This window comes from Geobacillus zalihae NBRC 101842 (assembly GCF_001544135.1).
GTDB lineage: Bacteria > Bacillota > Bacilli > Bacillales > Anoxybacillaceae > Geobacillus > Geobacillus zalihae.
Window position 1 is genome coordinate 26,501 of the sequence record NZ_BCPV01000017.1, and the last position, 15,989, is coordinate 42,489.

Here is a 15,989-nt window from a genome sequence, read left to right on the forward strand (position 1 = left end):
ACAAAGAACGCCATGTTGTTTGACCACTTTCGGTTCATTAGCCTTCAGGCCGTCATCTGCCCGGTGCTGAAGGCTAATATCCTTTTCCAAGCAGAAGGGAGAGAACAGCGATGAGGAATGAAAAGCGAATGGAGCGCCTATTAGGCTATTCGCTCGTCGCGCCGGCCATGCTGCTCATTTTGGCGATCGCCATTTGGCCTGTCATCCAGTCCTTTTATTACAGCTTGTTCGACTATCGGCTCAACGACCCGACCAAATCGTCGATTCACTGGAGTTACAGCCTCGATCTGGAAGGATATCTACAAAACTATCCGTTCCTCAAAAGCGCTCTTAAGCAGGAAATGGCGGCTGCGGATGGACAAACGAAACAAACGTTGGCGCAAATCGAACAAAAGCTCGCGAAACTGGACGCGGCGATCCGTTCGAATGATCAAGTGGCAAGGCAATATGACAAAGTGAACGAAGTGCTCGACAATTTCGAGACGCCAAGCGATGAGCTGAAGATCGCCGAGCTGGACAAACAGACGGCCGAGCGGCTGACCGACACGGTTCATGATGTCGTCCGAGCGCTGAAGGAGATGAAAAAAGCGGGCGAACTGCAGCAGGCGGATAAAGTCGTCGGCTTGGCCGAAGGGCTCGAAGGGGTTGTGATCGAGCCGAACTTTGTCGGCCTCAAGCATTATAAGGACAGCTTCAGCGACATGCGCTTATGGAAGGCGTTATGGAATACGACGTTCTTTACGGTCGTGTCGGTCGCCATTGAGCTAGTGTTAGGGCTCGGAATTGCGTTGCTCATCAATAAGGCCTTTTTTGGACGAGGGGTGGTGCGGGCGACGATTTTGATTCCGTGGGCGATTCCGACTGCCGTATCGGCGCTGATGTGGAAATTTTTATATGATGGACAAAACGGCATTGTCGCCCATTATTTTGAAACAATCGGTTTGGTCGACCGGATGGGAGATTTGTTGACGACGGAAGCGGGGGCGATGTTTGCGGTCATTTTTGCCGATGTATGGAAGACAACCCCTTATATGGCGCTTTTGCTGCTGGCCGGGCTGCAAACGATTCCGAGTTCGTTGTATGAGGCCGCCTCGATCGACGGGGCCACCAAATGGCAGCAATTCACCCAAATCACGCTGCCTATGTTAAAATCAAGCATTTTAGTCGCATTGTTGTTCCGCACGCTCGATGCGTTCCGCGTGTTCGACCTGATTTACGTCTTAACCGGCGGAGGGCCGGCGAACTCGACGGAGACGATTTCGATTTTAGCGTATAAAGTCATGTTCTCGCAGACGAATTTCGGCGCGGGGTCGGCGCTGGCGGTCGTTGTATTTCTCTGCGTAGCCATCATTTCGATGATTTATATTAAGTGGCTTGGAAAGGATTTGCTGTCTGACAGCGCGAGTGTGAAACGATAAGCGAGGTGGGATCATGACGAAAAAAGCAGGTCCGCTCTTTTACGTGTTTTTAGCCCTGTTTGTGTTCTTTGTGATGTTTCCGTTTTTATGGGTTTTGCTCAGTTCCATTAAGCCGCTTAGCGAATTGTTTGGCGACAAAGCGTTCGATTGGTTGACGAGCCATCCGACCTTAAAATCCTATGTATCGGTCTTTGTCAATTACCCGTTTTTGCGCTATTTATGGAACAGCACGGTCGTGGCGACCATTACGACGGTGTATACGGTCTTTGTCGCCGCGTTTGCGGCTTATGCGATCGCGCGCCTTGAATTTAAAGGCAAGACGGTCATTCTCGGCTTGGTGTTGGCTGTATCCATGTTTCCGCAAATTGCCACCATTTCTCCGATTTACATGTTTGTGAAAAAGTTCGGGTTGACGAACAGCTACTTAGGATTGATCATTCCGTATACGACGTTTGCCTTGCCGTTGTCGATTTGGCTGCTTGTCACCTTTTTCCGTAAGATTCCGTTTGACTTGGAAGAAGCGGCGAAAATGGACGGGGCGACGCCGATGCAGACGTATTTTAAAATCATTTTGCCGCTCGCTGTGCCAGGGGTGTTTACGACGTCCATTCTCGTCTTCATTGCCGCATGGAACGAATTTTTATTTGCCTTGACGATCAACACAGCGGAAACATACAAAACCGTTCCGGTCGGCATTGCCATGTTCCAAGGCCAGTATACGATCCCGTGGGGCGAAATTTCTGCAGCCACCGTGGTGGTGACGATCCCGCTTGTGATCATGGTGCTGTTGTTTCAGCGCCGCATCGTCTCTGGGCTCACGTCCGGCTCGGTAAAAGAATAAAGAACGAACATGAAAAAGGATGCCAGGTGAGCATCCTTTTGTTTTTTGGGTAATGCCCATTTTGAAACACGAAACAGAGGAGGAGCAGTTCTATCCGCTTCACTCCGTTCATATGTTAATGACAGACGGCTGGCGGGGAGGGATGCGCAAAGGAAAATCTACACAGACAATATTCTGAATATTAGAAAAATATAGCTGTCAGACCGGAAGGGGGTGGAATTTCATTTTACTCTTTTTTGCACCAATCAAGAGGAGGGGAAGGCGTGCGATTTGACCGTCCGTTTGAACAGTATGCACTTGGCGAGCGCCACCGTTCGCGCGGGCGGACGATTACCGAAGCTGATATTGTGCAGTTTGCCGGCGTTTCCGGTGATTTTTATCCGCTCCATCTCGACCGCGAGTACGCACGGCAGACGCGGTTTGGCGAACGGATCGCCCACGGGATGCTGACAATGTCGGTGGCGACGGGACTATGGGTGATGGAGCCGGGATGTGTGCTCGCTTTTTACGGCATCGACGCGCTCCGCTTCGTCCGTCCGGTGAAAATCGGCGATACGATTTACGTGGAATCGGAAGTGAAGCGGTTGACGGAACGGGGCGAGGAAGCCGGGCTCGTCACGGTGCATCAGCGGATTGTCAACCAGCGGGAAGAAACGGTCGTCGATGCCGTTGTGCATGTGCTTGTAGCGCGGGAAGGGAAAGCTCCATGACGGGCTTGTGAAACGTCATGACGGTCTGACAAAGAAACGAGTCCATGACGGTTTGTTTTTGGAAGCGCTAACATTATGTTCGTTTTTTTGCTATCATCCATTTGTTTTTCCGTTTCCATGAGATGCGCGCACTTTGATTGCGTGAAAGGGGTGTTGTGAATGGCTGTAACGATGATGGATACGGTGGAATTGAAGCGTCAAAAAAAGCGGGCGGCGATTTCCAGTGTGGTCGGCACGACGATTGAATGGTACGATTTCTTCCTTTACGGGACGATGGCCGCTCTCGTGTTTCCACAATTATTCTTTCCAGAGGGAGATTCGTACGTCGCCCTGATGCAATCCTTTACCACCTTTGCGTTAGGATTTATCGCCAGGCCGGTCGGCGCCGCGATTTTCGGCCATTTCGGCGACCGCATCGGCCGGAAGGCGACGTTGGTCGCCACGCTGCTGTTGATGGGATTGGCGACGGCGTTGATCGGCCTGATGCCGACCTATGAGCAAATCGGCCTGTGGGCGCCGGTGCTGGTGACCGCGCTGCGTCTCATTCAAGGCATTGGCGTCGGCGGGGAATGGGGCGGCGCAATTTTGATTGCGATGGAGTGGGAAGAAGGCAAACGGCGTGGGTTTATGGCCTCGCTGCCGCAAATGGGCGTGCCGTTCGGGCTGTTGTCCTCTTCCCTTGTGACGACGCTGATGCTTGCGGCGGGCGGCGACAGCTTTTATGCGTGGGGATGGCGCGTTCCGTTTCTCATAAGCTTCCTTCTCATCGCCATCGGGCTGTACATCCGGCTGAAAGTGCTCGAATCGCCGCTGTTCCAAGAAGCGATGAAAAAACAAGAAACGAGCAAGATGCCGGTCGGCGAGGTGCTGGTCAAGCATCCGCGCGAAATTCTATGGTCAGCGCTTGCGCGGGTGATTGAAAACGGGTCATTCTACATTTTTGTCACATTTATCGTCAGCTATGGGACGACATTTTTGGGGATGGAAAAAAGCGTTTTCGTCAATGTGACGATTATCGCTGCGGTGATCAACGCGCTTTCGATCGTCTATTCCGGCCATTTATCCGATCGGTGGGGCCGCCGCCGCGTCTACATGACGGGCACGATTTTGTTGATGCTTTGGGCGTTTCCGTATTACTGGCTGGTCAATACGAAAAGCGTCGGGCTCATCTTCTTGGCGACGGTCGTGGCCATGGTGTTCCACGGCATGCTGTATGGCCCGCAGGCGGCCATGATCGCGGAAAACTTCCCGACGCGGCTTCGCTACAGCGGCGCTTCGCTCGGCTACCAGCTGGCCTCGATCATCGCCGGCGGCCCAGCCCCGCTCATCAGCACGTGGCTGTTGCACAAATACGGCAGCGCCACCGCCATCTCCTTCTATATCGTCGTCATGGGCTTAATTTCGCTGGCTGGGGTGAAAATGCTGCAAGACCGTGCGCGCCAGGCGATTGATTAGATGAATCGGACTGAACACCACTATGGGCGCCTTTGCGTTCGGGCAAAGGCGCCTCTTTAAACGTTCATCTTCTTTGGCGAGGAGACCCCGACTTCTAAGCGAGAGCGAAAGTCGGGGAGGAATCGCCCTTCCTCCTTTCAATTAACAATGTACTAGCATGCTCAACTCTTTTTAACTTTTTCCAGCTTGCTGAAGCATGCACTTTTGTGCCATCTAACAGCCGAAGGTCAAAATAACCACTGCTTCTTCTGCCAAATATAAAACATTCTTTCCTTTCGTATACCACCTTGTCAAACAGTTGAAACCCTTTGACAAATCGTGGAGCTTTGTTTGATTTTCGTTTTCCGCCTTTTAAGATGGTTGCTTTATGCAATTGACGGTTGTTTTTTCGAACGAATTTTAGAAGATAAACCGTGCCACTTGGCTTGGCTAGTGGATTTCCACTAATACAACGAGCATCCACCATATGAGATTTAGACAGTCCATTAGCAATGCGAATACATTTGGTGATATACCCGTATGTGATATTTGCATGCGAGTATTTTTCTCTTATCCTACTAAACATTGCCCATCGCATGGCGGTCATCTGACTAGCATCCCTCATAGGCGGTCGTTTGCGTTGAAATATATGCTCAAGCCCTTTTTCGTGAATTTCATGGTGGCATGTTTTGCATAGAGTGACCAGATTATCTGGTGAATCACCTCCTGTCTTTCGACTTTCAATATGATGCACTTGGAGAACAGGGTCTTTCTTTTTTCCTTTGCAATATTGACAAGTATGATTGTCTCTGTATAGAACATACTCTCTAACATTCCAAAACCCCATTTGTTCTCCTTGTTGATATTCCACCCCTCGGATATTTAGGTTTTTTAATTTCTGTGTATCGAATGCTGCTACCTCAATAGTGACAGATGTGACAGGGAGAATATTGTGAACTAAGTCAATCAACTTTATATGCGAGTTGATTTTGTGTTGAATAGATGGTGGTAACCATCCCTCTGGTTTTCTTCTGTTAAGAAATCTGGCTTCTCGGTAGCGAGTCTTTCTGTTTCTTCGACTTCTACGGAACTGTCTCCGTATAGCAAGTAATTCCACAATATCTGTTCGAAGTTGCGCTTCCGCTTCAAACAGCACATCTTTCTTTGTTGTTGCAGAAATTCCTACATGTCGTGTCCCCATGTCAACACCCAATGACACGGGTTGTTTGTAACCACTGCTACCATATAAAAGCTGGATGGTAAAAGGTGTCCTTCTTACTACTTTTGCTTTCTTCTGTTTTAGCAAAAGTCTTGCTTTCCTTGGTGAGCATGGCATGAGTGGTTTTCCATGCTTATTGATAATGTACACGAACAAGACGTGTACCTCCTTTCAGGAGTGAGTTCCTCCTCCCCAATGTTGGAAGAGCTTGTTCGGCAGACAGCACCGCTCCTACCCATCAGAGCTTTTAACCATCTGCGACAGGGTTACGGACTGGAGGAGCATCCGTAAGTGTCATGACCCTTCCAACGTAGCCATTGAATGGCTGAGGGTAGTCAACTAGGGCTTGCCAAGCCCCCACTTCAAAAGCCGTTAGGCTTTAAGTGGTGGGTAGTTGACGCTCATGATAATGGTTTTCTGCTTGAATCCGAATGTTTCATACAGTTTCATCGCTTGATTTCCTGCATATACACGTAAACGAATCTCTGAATATCCATCCTGTTTAAGATGTTCGATGCCAGCTTCTATTAATTTCCTTGCCATTCCCTTTCCCCTAAATTCTTCTAACACAAACAATTCGTAGATAAATCCATATATTTTCTCAGTGAGCGGGTCTTGGCTTGCTCCGATTAAAATCCAACCCATGAGATGATTGCCTTCCGTTGCGATCAAATAATAGCTCCCTTTCTGCAATAATGGCTCAATCAGTTGTTTGACTTTTTCCTCTGACGGTTTTGCTTCGCCTAATGTGCCTTCGAATAATGCTTGTGGTGTGAGTGATAAAATCGTTTTGTATTCCGAATCGTTTGGTTTTCTAATTTCCATGGAGTTCTCCTCACATCACTATTTATTTTCCTATTCTTCAAGCAATGCCCGAACATCTTCCACTGGAAGATCCACCAACTGAGCAATGTCTTTCTCCGTCATTCCTTTGCGCGCCATGTTGCGGATCAGTTGCTTCATTCCTTGTTTCATTCCTTGCTTGATCCCTTGTTCAATCCCGCGTTTCATTCCTTCTTCCAATCCCTCTTTCCTTCCCTTTTGCTCATAGGAAATGATCAGCTCCAACACTTTTTCTCTTTCTTTCGTTTCCATCGCCTTCACCTCTCTTTGCAGTTGTTGCTCTTCCTCCTCCGACAGCTTCACATACGTTTCAAAAAAGCCCAACAAGAGCCGCTGCCTCGCTTTATCCAGCTCCAATCTCGCCAACATGCGCAAACACTCTTTTTTCAACTCGACTTTCTCACTTTCAGTATACCCCATTTTGCCAAGGAGGGCAGCTGCGATCGGATTGTCATGCCGGATGTAGTCTCTCCAATGTTTCTTGCGCAGCTCTACGGGGAAAAAGCGAAACTGCAGCACGTCGCCAAAGGGAAACTCGATTGAGAACACGGATGGTTCCTCGCGAAGGGCCTCATAGCTGAAGACGGCGATCGGAACGATGCGGGTGCGGTATTTTTCAAACAGACGGCTGAAATAGATAAACATGCGCTCTGGAAACGATGGCTGCACGTAGCTTTGATTCTCCACATGAACGATGATCAGCCCATTTTCCCCTTTCAGCTTCGTCTCGACCAATAGATCGACGCGGTATTTTTCACCTGCCGTGACATCGGTAAACAGTTCTTCGGACAGAAAAGACAAATGGCTGAAATCAATGTGTTCGTGCATGTCGGGGAAAAAGAGGAGAAGAAACTCTTCGAAGAACGTTTGAATCAGCTCTTTGAACAATCGGTCATGGTCAATGGCCATTCGATCACCTCATTTTGAAACGTTACATGATAAACTGGTTCGTGAGCAGAAGAAAAAATCCTGCATAGAAAGTAAAAATTGGATCACTAGGAAAAATTTCTGTTTTGTATTGTATTGACTTCGCGTCATACAAGCATTGGCCTGCCAACACCACAAATGTCCCTGAACGGTTTGCTCTTGTCGAAAGAGCGGGGGTGCGCTAGTCTTGGACAATGCCTACCTGTGGTTGGAGGTCGGAAGCATCGATTCATCTCATGATTACGCTTTCGCAGAAGCTTTCGTGATGGGAGATGATCTTTTTCGCCGATGAGAAAGGAGCAACCCATGTCTAAGACGGATAGAAAAAACAACGCTTGACAACCGTCCTGTCTTTCCGATACGATGGTGATGTAATCGATTACATAATCGAGAGGACTACGACCAATGGCAAGCATAAAAGATGTGGCGAAGCGGGCGAACGTATCGACGGCGACCGTGTCGCGCGTGTTGCGCAACACGGGCAATGTCACCGAAGAGACAAGGCAGCGCGTGCTTGAAGCCATTGAAGCGCTGAACTACCAGCCGAACGTGCTCGGCCGGTATTTGCGGCGGATGGAGACCGAGACGGTGCTCGTCGTCGTGCCCGATATTACGAACCCATTTTTCTCGAAAGTGCTGCGCGGCATTGAAGCGGTCGCCCTCAAGCACGGCTATCAAGTGCTGCTTGGCGATACGCAAAACGATGCCCGGCTTGAGGAGCAATATTTGAACGTATTGCCGCAGCGGCAAGTCGACGGGATGATTTTTTTGACCGCCCGCATCCGCAAAGAGCTGATGGAAGAGATGGCGCGCCAGTTTCCGATCGTCTTGGCGTGCGAGTATCTCGAAGGGACGGATATCCCGACCGTGTCCATTGACAATATCAGCAGCGCCCGCAAAGCGACAGAACACTTGATCCGCCTCGGCCATCGCCGCATCGCCCACTTATCCGGGCCGATGGACGTCATTTTAAGCCGCGACCGGCTGCGCGGCTATTATCAAGCGTTGGCGCAGCACGAGATCGAAGTCGATGCGGCGCTCGTGCAGGAAGGTGATTTTACCTATGAGTCCGGATATCATTTGACGCTCAAGCTACTCGCCCTTGAGAAGCCGCCAACCGCGATTTTCGCCGCCAACGATGAGATGGCGATCGGGGCGGTTAAAGCCATTCGCCATCGCGGCGGGCGCGTTCCCGACGATGTCGCCGTTGTCGGATTTGACGACATTCACATGGCCTCGATTTTTGAACCGAGCCTTACAACCATCGCCCAGCCGATGTTTGAGATCGGCCAAAAAGCGATGGAGTTGCTGCTTCGGCTCATTGAAGGAATCGATGTCGAGCGGCGCCAGCTCGTTCTTCCCGACCGGCTTGTCATCCGCGATTCGTGTGGAGGCGGGCGCTCTGTCTGAAGAACTGGACAGAGCGTCCCGTTCCGGTCCTGGGGGACGGGCGGATTTTCTGGCGATGATGTAATCGATTACATCAAGCAAATGATGGGGAAGCGATGGAATATGGAAGCCGCAAACATAAAACGCAAGGGGGAAAAGGACATGGGGAACACGATTCCAATCCGCCTCGGCTTGATTGGAGCTGGAGGGATTTCCAATGAACACATCAAGGCGGCGCTAAACCTTTCCGAGCGCGTCGTCTTGCAGGCGATTTGCGACGTCAATGAACAAGCGGCCGCGGAGAAAGCGAAAACGTACGGCTTCCGTGAAGTGTATCGCGACTACAAGGAACTGCTCGCCTCACCAGATGTCGATGCCGTCATCATTACCGTGCCGAATTTTTTGCACGCCCAAGTGGCGGTCGACAGCTTGCGGGCCGGGAAACACGTGCTTTGCGAAAAGCCGATGGTGACGAAAGCGGAAGAGGCCGACGCCATCATCCGCGCCCGTGATGAGTCGGGAAAACAGTTTATGGTGTCGTTGAACAACCGCTTCCGCCAAGCGGCGCAATGGCTGCATGAGCGAATCCAATCCGGTGCGTTCGGCGAGATTTATTACGCGAAAACGGGCTGGGTGCGCCGCCGCGGCATTCCCGCATGGGGGGCATGGTTTTTTGACCGCGAGCGCTCCGGCGGCGGTCCGCTCATTGACTTGGGTGTCCATATGCTCGATGTGACCCTTTGGCTGCTCGGCAATCCGAACCCGGTTGCCGTGACGGGGAAAACGTACGCGAAGTTTGGCCCGCGTCGCCAAGGGGCATGGCCGGGAACGACGTTTTCGCCTGATGCCGCCTATACGGTCGAAGATTTCGCCGCGGCGTTCATCCAGCTCGAAAACGACGCGACGGTGCTGCTGGAGACGAGCTGGGCGTCGCACATTGAAGAAGAGCGGGCATATGTCGAATTTCTTGGCACGGAAGGCGGCGTGCGCTGGGAGTGGAACATCGCCGGCAACCGCCAAGAAGTGAAATGGTTCCGCAACGAACACGGCGTTCCGGCCGATGTCACGCTCCATTTTGAGGACCAGGGCGAACGGGTGGCGCTCCTTGACCACTTTGTCACGAGCATCACGGAGGAGACGGCACCGCTTTGCACGGCGGAACAAGGGCTTATGATCGCTAAAGTGTTGGAAGCGATTTACGAGTCGTCCGAACAAGGGCGGCAAGTCCGCATTGAATGGTGAGAAGCGGTGCTGGCTTCCCGCGAGCTGTGAACCAAAAACAAGCCGTCCTTGCCTTTATGAACGCAATCCGAAAAAAACAAGGGGGATCCATGAATGACTACACCCATCCGCGTCGTCGTCTGGAACGAATTTCGCCATGAAAAGAAAAATGAACAAGTAAGAGCGATTTATCCGGAAGGCATGCATACTGTCATCGCGCGCTACCTGGCTGAAGCGGGATTTGACGCCGCGACCGCTGTCTTGGACGAACCGGAGCACGGCTTGACCGACGAGGTGCTCGACCGGTGCGACGTCCTCGTCTGGTGGGGGCATATCGCCCATGACGAAGTGAAAGATGAGGTGGTCGAACGCGTCCACCGCCGCGTGCTCGAAGGAATGGGGCTCATCGTCCTTCATTCCGGCCATTTCTCGAAAATTTTCAAAACGCTGATGGGGACGACATGCAATTTGAAATGGCGCGAAGCGGATGAAAAAGAGCGTCTCTGGGTCGTCGCCCCGGGCCATCCGATTGTGGAAGGAATCGGACCGTACATCGAGCTTGAGCAGGAAGAAATGTACGGCGAGTTTTTCGACATCCCAGAGCCGGACGAAACGATTTTCATCAGCTGGTTTGAAGGCGGGGAAGTGTTCCGCAGCGGCTGCACGTTCACGCGCGGGAAAGGGAAAATTTTCTACTTCCGCCCCGGCCATGAAACGTATCCGACGTACCATCACCCGGATGTGCTGAAAGTGATCGCCAACGCCGTCCGCTGGGCCGCGCCGGTCAACCGCGGGGAAATCGTTTTCGGCAACGTCAAGCCGCTTGAGCCGATCAAAGCGAAACAAGGAGGGGTGACGCAGTGAAACCGATCAACGTCGGTATTATCGGCACCGGCTTTTCCGCTTCTTCCCATATTGAGGCGCTCCGCCGCCTGCCGTTTGTGAACATCGTCGCCATCGCCTCAAGCAGCCAAGAAAAAGCAGAGGAAGCCGCGCGCCGATTCGGGATTCCGAAAGCGTACGGCGACTACCGCGCTTTAATTGACGACCCGGACGTCGAAGCCGTGCACAACTGCACGCGCAACGTCCTCCATTTCCCGATCAACAAGGCCGCGCTCGAGGCAGGGAAACATTTGTTGTCGGAGAAGCCGCTCGCCATGGACAGCGAACAGTCGGCGGAATTAAAGCGGCTCGCTGCACAAAGCGAAAGCCTGAGCGCGGTCTGCTTCAACTACCGCCACTACCCGCTCGTTGTCGAGGCGAAAGAGCGGCTCGCCCGTGAGGCGAAGCGCGTTCATTTCGTGTACGGCGGCTATGTGCAAGACTGGCTCTTGTATGACACGGACTACAACTGGCGGCTCGACCCGGCGCAAAACGGCCCGTCGCGCGCCATCGCCGACATCGGTTCGCACTGGTGCGACACGGTGCAATACGTGCTCGGCAAGAAAATCGTCGAAGTGTTCGCCGACTTGCGCACTGTCCATCCGGTCCGCTACAAGCCGAAGCAGGAAGGGAGCACGTTTGCATCCGGGCATGCTCAAGACGCCGAGCCCGTCCAGATTGACACGGAAGACGGCGGTAGCGTGCTCGTCCATTTTGACGACGGCACCCACGGGGCGTTTACGATTTCGCAAGTGAGCGCCGGCCGGAAAAACCGACTCTATTTTGAAATCGCCGCCGATGAGATGACGCTCGCCTGGGACCAAGAGCACCCGAACCGCCTCTGGGTCGGGCGCCGCAACGGCCCGAACGAAGAAATCGTCCGCGACCCAGCGCTCTTGTCGCCGCAAGCCGCTGCTTACGCCCATTATCCAGGCGGCCATGAAGAAGGCTGGCCGGACGGGCTGAAAAATTTGTTTCGTGATTTTTACAGCGCCATCATCCGGAAACAACGCGGCGAGGCGCTCGGGGAACTGCCGTTTGCGACGATCGCCGACGGCCATCATACGATGAGGATCGTCGACGCCATTTTGGAAAGCCATCGCACCAAACGGTGGGTGCGGGTGGCGGAATAAGCGTGGGAGTTCGTTCGATCCGCTCATCCGACGAGAAGCAACAACAGCGCGGCGCGGCGGCCGTCCGGCCGTTGCGCGCCGTCAAAAGGGGGAGAATGACAAAATGAAAGTAGGCGTATTCACCGTCTTGTATCAACAGCTGCCGTTTGAGGAGATGCTGGACAAAGTCGCCGCCATGGGCATCGAAGCCGTTGAGCTTGGCACCGGAAATTACCCGGGCAACGCCCATTGCGATCCTGACGCGCTGTTGGACCAACCGGAAAACATCAAAGCGTTGAAAAAAGCCGTCGCCGACCGCGGCCTTGTGATCAGCGCGTTAAGCTGCCACGGCAACCCGCTTCATCCGGACAAAGCGTTCGCGAAACAGTCACATGACACGTGGAGGAAAACGGTCAGGCTCGCCGAGCAGCTCGAAGTCCCGGTCATCAACGCCTTCTCCGGCTGCCCGGGCGACCATCCCGGCGCCAAATACCCGAACTGGGTCACATGCTCCTGGCCGCCGGATTACTTGGAAATTTTAAAATGGCAATGGGAAGAAGTCGTCATCCCGTACTGGCGCGAAGAAGCCGCGTTCGCCAAAGCGCACGGCATCACGCAAATCGCTTTTGAAATGCATCCGGGCTTTGTCGTCTACAACCCGGAAACGCTCCTCAAACTGCGCGAACATGTCGGCGACGCGATCGGCGCCAACTTCGACCCGAGCCACCTGCTTTGGCAAGGGATCGACCCGGTTGAGGCGATCAAGCTGCTCGGCCGCGAAAAAGCGATTTTCCATGTGCATGCGAAAGACACGTACCTAGACGAAACGAACATCCGCAAAAACGGCGTGCTCGACACGAAACATTACAGCCAAATCCTCGACCGCTCGTGGGTGTTCCGTACCGTCGGCTACGGGCAAAGCGAAAAAATGTGGCGCGACATCGTCAGCGCCCTGCGCGCCGTCGGCTACGACTACGTGCTGTCGATCGAGCATGAAGACATGCTCGCTTCGATCGATGAAGGGCTGTCCAAAGCCGTCGCGCTTTTGAAAAAGGTGCTGTTCAAAGAAGAACTGCCCGAGATGTGGTGGGCGTAAAAAGAAGGCGGCAAGGGAAAATGATCCCTTGCCGCCCGCCGTTTCAGCGTAAGCGCGAAAAAGACCCTCCAACGCCTGCCAAGAGGCGCACCTGCTTTAGACCACTTGCGCCGTCTCGCGGCCAACGCGCCCTTTCATGAACAGCAGCCGGTGCCCGTCCACCGTCAAATCGATCATCGCGCCATCCAACACATCATCGCCTGACTTTTTTCCGTTTGCCTGCAAGTACGCGACCCGGTACCACTTGCGCCCGTACTCAAAATACATGTACCGCCCGCGCCGGAAATCGATCCAAAACTTCACCCGCTCACCGTTTACGCTCTTCCACACATACCCCCACGCCCGGTCTTGGCGGATCGGCGCCATTTTTGGACGCGCGGAATTGATGGCTTCATAATACAGGCGGTGTTTGATGTCAAACAGCACCATCCCGTTTGCCTCCTTTTGGACATGATACTATATGTATAGCGCCAAACGGGCAAAAATAGACATGCTGGCTCACTCATTTCGTCTCAGCATTCGCCCAGCGAGCAACCGAACGGCCAACGTCAACAGAAACATTGTAACGAGTGAGTATTCCCACTTCCAACCATGATATTCGATCAAATCCGTATGCCGTTCAAAGACAACCTCAAGGGCTGTCAGCACCGCCGCATACCCCGCGCATTGCGCCGCCACACCCGGCCAGCGCGCTCGGCGCGAGGTGGCATAGACGTACACACTGACAACCGGATAGAGAAGATATTCAAAAATGACGCTGTTATTTATATAAGAAGCAAAAAAACGGACCGGATACTCGAGCAGCCCGGCCCCCGCCACGATCGAACCGAAAAAACTCGCCGCATATGCATTCAGCAAAAACGACACCCATACATCCCTCGCTAGCAAAATGAGGAAACTCAACAACAAAAGCCCCACCCCGACCGCAACAAGCGCCCAAAGAATCCATTGTTCCATGATCGCCCCCTGGATGCGAATGATGTCGATTTTTCTTTAGTATGGGATGAGGGAGGGGGGAGTATGTGAAATTTTTGGTGTTTTCATTTTGCAACAGGCAATAGGCCTTAGAAGTGATGGTCTTATGTATGTTCTGTCCTATGAAAAAAAGTGGAATTTTGTAAAATAGTAGGCTCTTCACCACAAAATGTACTTGACAATCAGGTTGTTTTCTGATCAAGGGTACAAAAAATGCGAAATTTCCTGTATGGTAAAGGTGACCAAACCATTATAAATGCACCTTGAAAAGTTAACCTTTGCATCACGCTGCACACCCCAAGCGTCGAAGCACCTCTTCCGGTTGTTGATCTATATATTCCATAAACCGGGCAATGGCTTGGTCAATATCCATTTGATCTTTGTGAAACACATTGGCAATGACCGCATCCTTGAGCCATTTCCACAAGCGTTCGATGGGATTCAGCTGTGGGGAATAAGGAGGTAAAAAGATCAAGTGAAACGATTCCCCTTCTTGGCGCAAGAAATCTCTCACCATTTTGGCATGGTGGATGCGGGCATTGTCGAGCACGAGCACGATCAGCTGGTCTGGATAACGGCTCTTCAAGATCTTTAAAAAATCCAAAAACGTCGTCGCATTCGCAGCGACTGCTCGATGAAGAACGGTGTCCCCATTGAGCACATTCACCGCCCCAAATACCGAAACGTGGGCATGATGGCCGTACGTGGGCACTTGTTTTTGCCGGCCTGCCTCCGACCAAGTGGCCCGCAGGATTTGATAAGACCGGACATGAGTTTCATCGGCATATAAAAGAATCGTATCGGGAGTGATCAGTTTTTTTTAATGAGATCCATTTGTTTTTCAAACGCCTGCTGTTGTTCGGCATCGCCTTTGGCCAGGGTATAGGTGGGACGAGTCCAAGACAATCTCATTCGATGTAAAAGTTTGCGAATTCCTTCCCGGGACATGTCCACCTCGTAGTGTTCGCGGATATAAGACTGAAGAATCCGCGTATTCCAAGAAGAAGCGATGTCCCAACCGAGTTCGGCCGGGGTGTGGGTCAAGATCGTCTGTTTCAGTTCCTGTTGCTGTTCCAGTGTCAAAAACGGCTCCCGGCCCGGCGGATATTTCCGATCGAGTAGGAGATCGAGCCCTCCTTCGTTGAATAAGGAGACATAAAATGCGACGCTTTGGCGGCACAGGTTGAGCATGGAAGCGACGTCTTTCCCCAGATACCCTTCCATGACGAGGCGAACGGCCATGACGCGTTGACGCAGGGAAATGTTTTTGATTTTTTTCTCTTCCTTTCGAAGGGTTCGTGGCGTCCATCCATGGTCATTGGTGATTTTCAATCGTTTCATTCCGTTTCCGCTCTTTTTCTTCGTGAAGTACCTAGGAGCAGTATAACCGGGGTGGAAGCCACTTATACGGACGTTAATGTTTCAATGTGCATCTATATAGTTTGCAACACAAAGATGGTTGGTAATTTATAGGGAGGAGAAGGAGAGATCGGCGGTAGCTACCATCATGAAAAATCAAGAAGATTTTTATGTAATATTTTATTACATTAAATGTTATAAAAAATCTAAATTTTCTATTGACAAAAATAATATAATCAAATTAATATGTATTTAGGTTATAAAAAATCACATGAATGAATATACGAAATATTTTAATTCATTATTATGTAATAAAATATAACAATTGAAATGTAAAAGATACTTAAAATATTGTTGGATTTTTGAATTTTTTACATATACCTTTCTTTTTTCTAGTTGTCTAAATACTAGTCGTACGCTTGAAACTGAAAAAGTAGTTGCTAAAAGGGGGTGATGCCGGGGAAGAGTGTAAGAAATGAACTTAAAGTAGCCTTGGTTTTCTGTGTATGCATTAATAATAACTAACTTGTTGAGGGGATGTATGAACGGTCGGTTTAGGTGGA

The 15,989-nt window shown here is 51.4% G+C and carries 16 protein-coding genes; 9 read left to right on the forward strand and 7 right to left on the reverse strand.

Annotated features, from left to right (window positions below):
• Positions 1–110: 110 nt before the first annotated feature.
• From GZ1_RS07090 to GZ1_RS07105, 4 genes are all read left to right on the forward strand, one after another.
• Positions 111–1,418 (forward strand): carbohydrate ABC transporter permease, encoded by a 1,308-nt coding sequence (locus GZ1_RS07090; protein ID WP_060788205.1) that lies wholly within the window; start codon positions 111–113, stop codon positions 1,416–1,418.
• Between the two features lie 13 nt (positions 1,419–1,431).
• Positions 1,432–2,259 carry a carbohydrate ABC transporter permease gene (locus GZ1_RS07095; protein WP_020754412.1) on the forward strand — a complete coding sequence of 276 codons (828 nt, stop codon included), beginning with the start codon at positions 1,432–1,434 and terminating at the stop codon, positions 2,257–2,259.
• A 263-nt stretch (positions 2,260–2,522) separates the two neighbouring features.
• A complete protein-coding gene (locus GZ1_RS07100) occupies positions 2,523–2,969 on the forward strand; it encodes a MaoC/PaaZ C-terminal domain-containing protein (protein ID WP_015375215.1) in 447 nt (148 codons plus the stop codon).
• Positions 2,970–3,128: 159 nt separating this feature from the next.
• On the forward strand, positions 3,129–4,424 hold the full coding sequence (locus GZ1_RS07105) for an MFS transporter (RefSeq protein WP_015375214.1): 1,296 nt from the start codon (positions 3,129–3,131) through the stop codon (positions 4,422–4,424).
• A 94-nt stretch (positions 4,425–4,518) separates the two neighbouring features.
• Here GZ1_RS07105 and iscB read toward each other — a convergent pair whose 3' ends face one another.
• The 3 genes from iscB to GZ1_RS07120 all read right to left on the reverse strand — a co-directional run bounded on the left by iscB (position 4,519) and on the right by GZ1_RS07120 (position 7,374).
• Positions 4,519–5,772 carry an RNA-guided endonuclease IscB gene (iscB, locus tag GZ1_RS07110; RefSeq protein WP_255211279.1) on the reverse strand — a complete coding sequence of 418 codons (1,254 nt, stop codon included), beginning with the start codon at positions 5,770–5,772 and terminating at the stop codon, positions 4,519–4,521.
• Positions 5,773–5,994: 222 nt separating this feature from the next.
• Entirely contained in the window at positions 5,995–6,447 is a 453-nt protein-coding gene (locus GZ1_RS07115) for a GNAT family N-acetyltransferase (RefSeq protein WP_047818559.1), read from the reverse strand.
• Positions 6,448–6,477: 30 nt separating this feature from the next.
• On the reverse strand, positions 6,478–7,374 hold the full coding sequence (locus GZ1_RS07120; protein WP_060788207.1) for an Rpn family recombination-promoting nuclease/putative transposase: 897 nt from the start codon (positions 7,372–7,374) through the stop codon (positions 6,478–6,480).
• A gap of 423 nt (positions 7,375–7,797) precedes the next feature.
• Here GZ1_RS07120 and GZ1_RS07125 point away from each other — a divergent pair, with 423 nt between their 5' ends.
• The 5 genes from GZ1_RS07125 (at position 7,798) to GZ1_RS07145 (ending at position 13,092) form a co-directional block, all read left to right on the forward strand.
• On the forward strand, positions 7,798–8,802 hold the full coding sequence (locus GZ1_RS07125; protein WP_060788208.1) for a LacI family DNA-binding transcriptional regulator: 1,005 nt from the start codon (positions 7,798–7,800) through the stop codon (positions 8,800–8,802).
• A gap of 141 nt (positions 8,803–8,943) precedes the next feature.
• Positions 8,944–10,023, forward strand: coding sequence for a Gfo/Idh/MocA family protein (locus GZ1_RS07130; RefSeq protein WP_060788209.1), 1,080 nt, complete (start codon positions 8,944–8,946; stop codon positions 10,021–10,023).
• Positions 10,024–10,116: 93 nt separating this feature from the next.
• Positions 10,117–10,866 carry a ThuA domain-containing protein gene (locus GZ1_RS07135; RefSeq protein ID WP_060788210.1) on the forward strand — a complete coding sequence of 250 codons (750 nt, stop codon included), beginning with the start codon at positions 10,117–10,119 and terminating at the stop codon, positions 10,864–10,866.
• On the forward strand, positions 10,863–12,017 hold the full coding sequence (locus GZ1_RS07140) for a Gfo/Idh/MocA family protein (RefSeq protein WP_060788211.1): 1,155 nt from the start codon (positions 10,863–10,865) through the stop codon (positions 12,015–12,017). Before GZ1_RS07135 ends, GZ1_RS07140 begins: the two co-directional genes overlap by 4 nt.
• Before the next feature lie 103 nt (positions 12,018–12,120).
• Positions 12,121–13,092 (forward strand): sugar phosphate isomerase/epimerase family protein, encoded by a 972-nt coding sequence (locus GZ1_RS07145; RefSeq protein ID WP_060788212.1) that lies wholly within the window; start codon positions 12,121–12,123, stop codon positions 13,090–13,092.
• Positions 13,093–13,188: 96 nt separating this feature from the next.
• On the opposite strand, the gene GZ1_RS07150 is transcribed toward GZ1_RS07145, so the two are convergent.
• The 4 genes from GZ1_RS07150 to GZ1_RS07165 form a co-directional block, all read right to left on the reverse strand.
• Positions 13,189–13,521 carry a hypothetical protein gene (locus GZ1_RS07150; protein ID WP_060788213.1) on the reverse strand — a complete coding sequence of 111 codons (333 nt, stop codon included), beginning with the start codon at positions 13,519–13,521 and terminating at the stop codon, positions 13,189–13,191.
• Between the two features lie 69 nt (positions 13,522–13,590).
• Positions 13,591–14,049 carry a CBO0543 family protein gene (locus GZ1_RS07155; RefSeq protein ID WP_174520675.1) on the reverse strand — a complete coding sequence of 153 codons (459 nt, stop codon included), beginning with the start codon at positions 14,047–14,049 and terminating at the stop codon, positions 13,591–13,593.
• 301 nt (positions 14,050–14,350) lie between these two features.
• A complete protein-coding gene (locus GZ1_RS07160; RefSeq protein ID WP_015375204.1) occupies positions 14,351–14,881 on the reverse strand; it encodes an IS630 family transposase in 531 nt (176 codons plus the stop codon).
• Positions 14,878–15,408 carry a helix-turn-helix domain-containing protein gene (locus tag GZ1_RS07165; RefSeq protein ID WP_015375203.1) on the reverse strand — a complete coding sequence of 177 codons (531 nt, stop codon included), beginning with the start codon at positions 15,406–15,408 and terminating at the stop codon, positions 14,878–14,880. Before GZ1_RS07165 ends, GZ1_RS07160 begins: the two co-directional genes overlap by 4 nt.
• Positions 15,409–15,989 lie beyond the last annotated feature (581 nt).

Coding starts and splice junctions, on each gene's coding strand:
- GZ1_RS07120 (WP_060788207.1), bottom strand. CDS start 7,374: ATGGCCATTGACCATGACCGATTGTTCAAAGAGCTGATTCAAACGTTC.
- GZ1_RS07130 (WP_060788209.1), top strand. CDS start 8,944: ATGGGGAACACGATTCCAATCCGCCTCGGCTTGATTGGAGCTGGAGGG.
- GZ1_RS07090 (WP_060788205.1), top strand. CDS start 111: ATGAGGAATGAAAAGCGAATGGAGCGCCTATTAGGCTATTCGCTCGTC.
- GZ1_RS07150 (WP_060788213.1), bottom strand. CDS start 13,521: ATGGTGCTGTTTGACATCAAACACCGCCTGTATTATGAAGCCATCAAT.
- GZ1_RS07105 (WP_015375214.1), top strand. CDS start 3,129: ATGGCTGTAACGATGATGGATACGGTGGAATTGAAGCGTCAAAAAAAG.
- GZ1_RS07135 (WP_060788210.1), top strand. CDS start 10,117: ATGACTACACCCATCCGCGTCGTCGTCTGGAACGAATTTCGCCATGAA.
- GZ1_RS07095 (WP_020754412.1), top strand. CDS start 1,432: ATGACGAAAAAAGCAGGTCCGCTCTTTTACGTGTTTTTAGCCCTGTTT.
- GZ1_RS07125 (WP_060788208.1), top strand. CDS start 7,798: ATGGCAAGCATAAAAGATGTGGCGAAGCGGGCGAACGTATCGACGGCG.
- GZ1_RS07145 (WP_060788212.1), top strand. CDS start 12,121: ATGAAAGTAGGCGTATTCACCGTCTTGTATCAACAGCTGCCGTTTGAG.
- GZ1_RS07155 (WP_174520675.1), bottom strand. CDS start 14,049: ATGGAACAATGGATTCTTTGGGCGCTTGTTGCGGTCGGGGTGGGGCTT.
- GZ1_RS07165 (WP_015375203.1), bottom strand. CDS start 15,408: ATGAAACGATTGAAAATCACCAATGACCATGGATGGACGCCACGAACC.
- GZ1_RS07115 (WP_047818559.1), bottom strand. CDS start 6,447: ATGGAAATTAGAAAACCAAACGATTCGGAATACAAAACGATTTTATCA.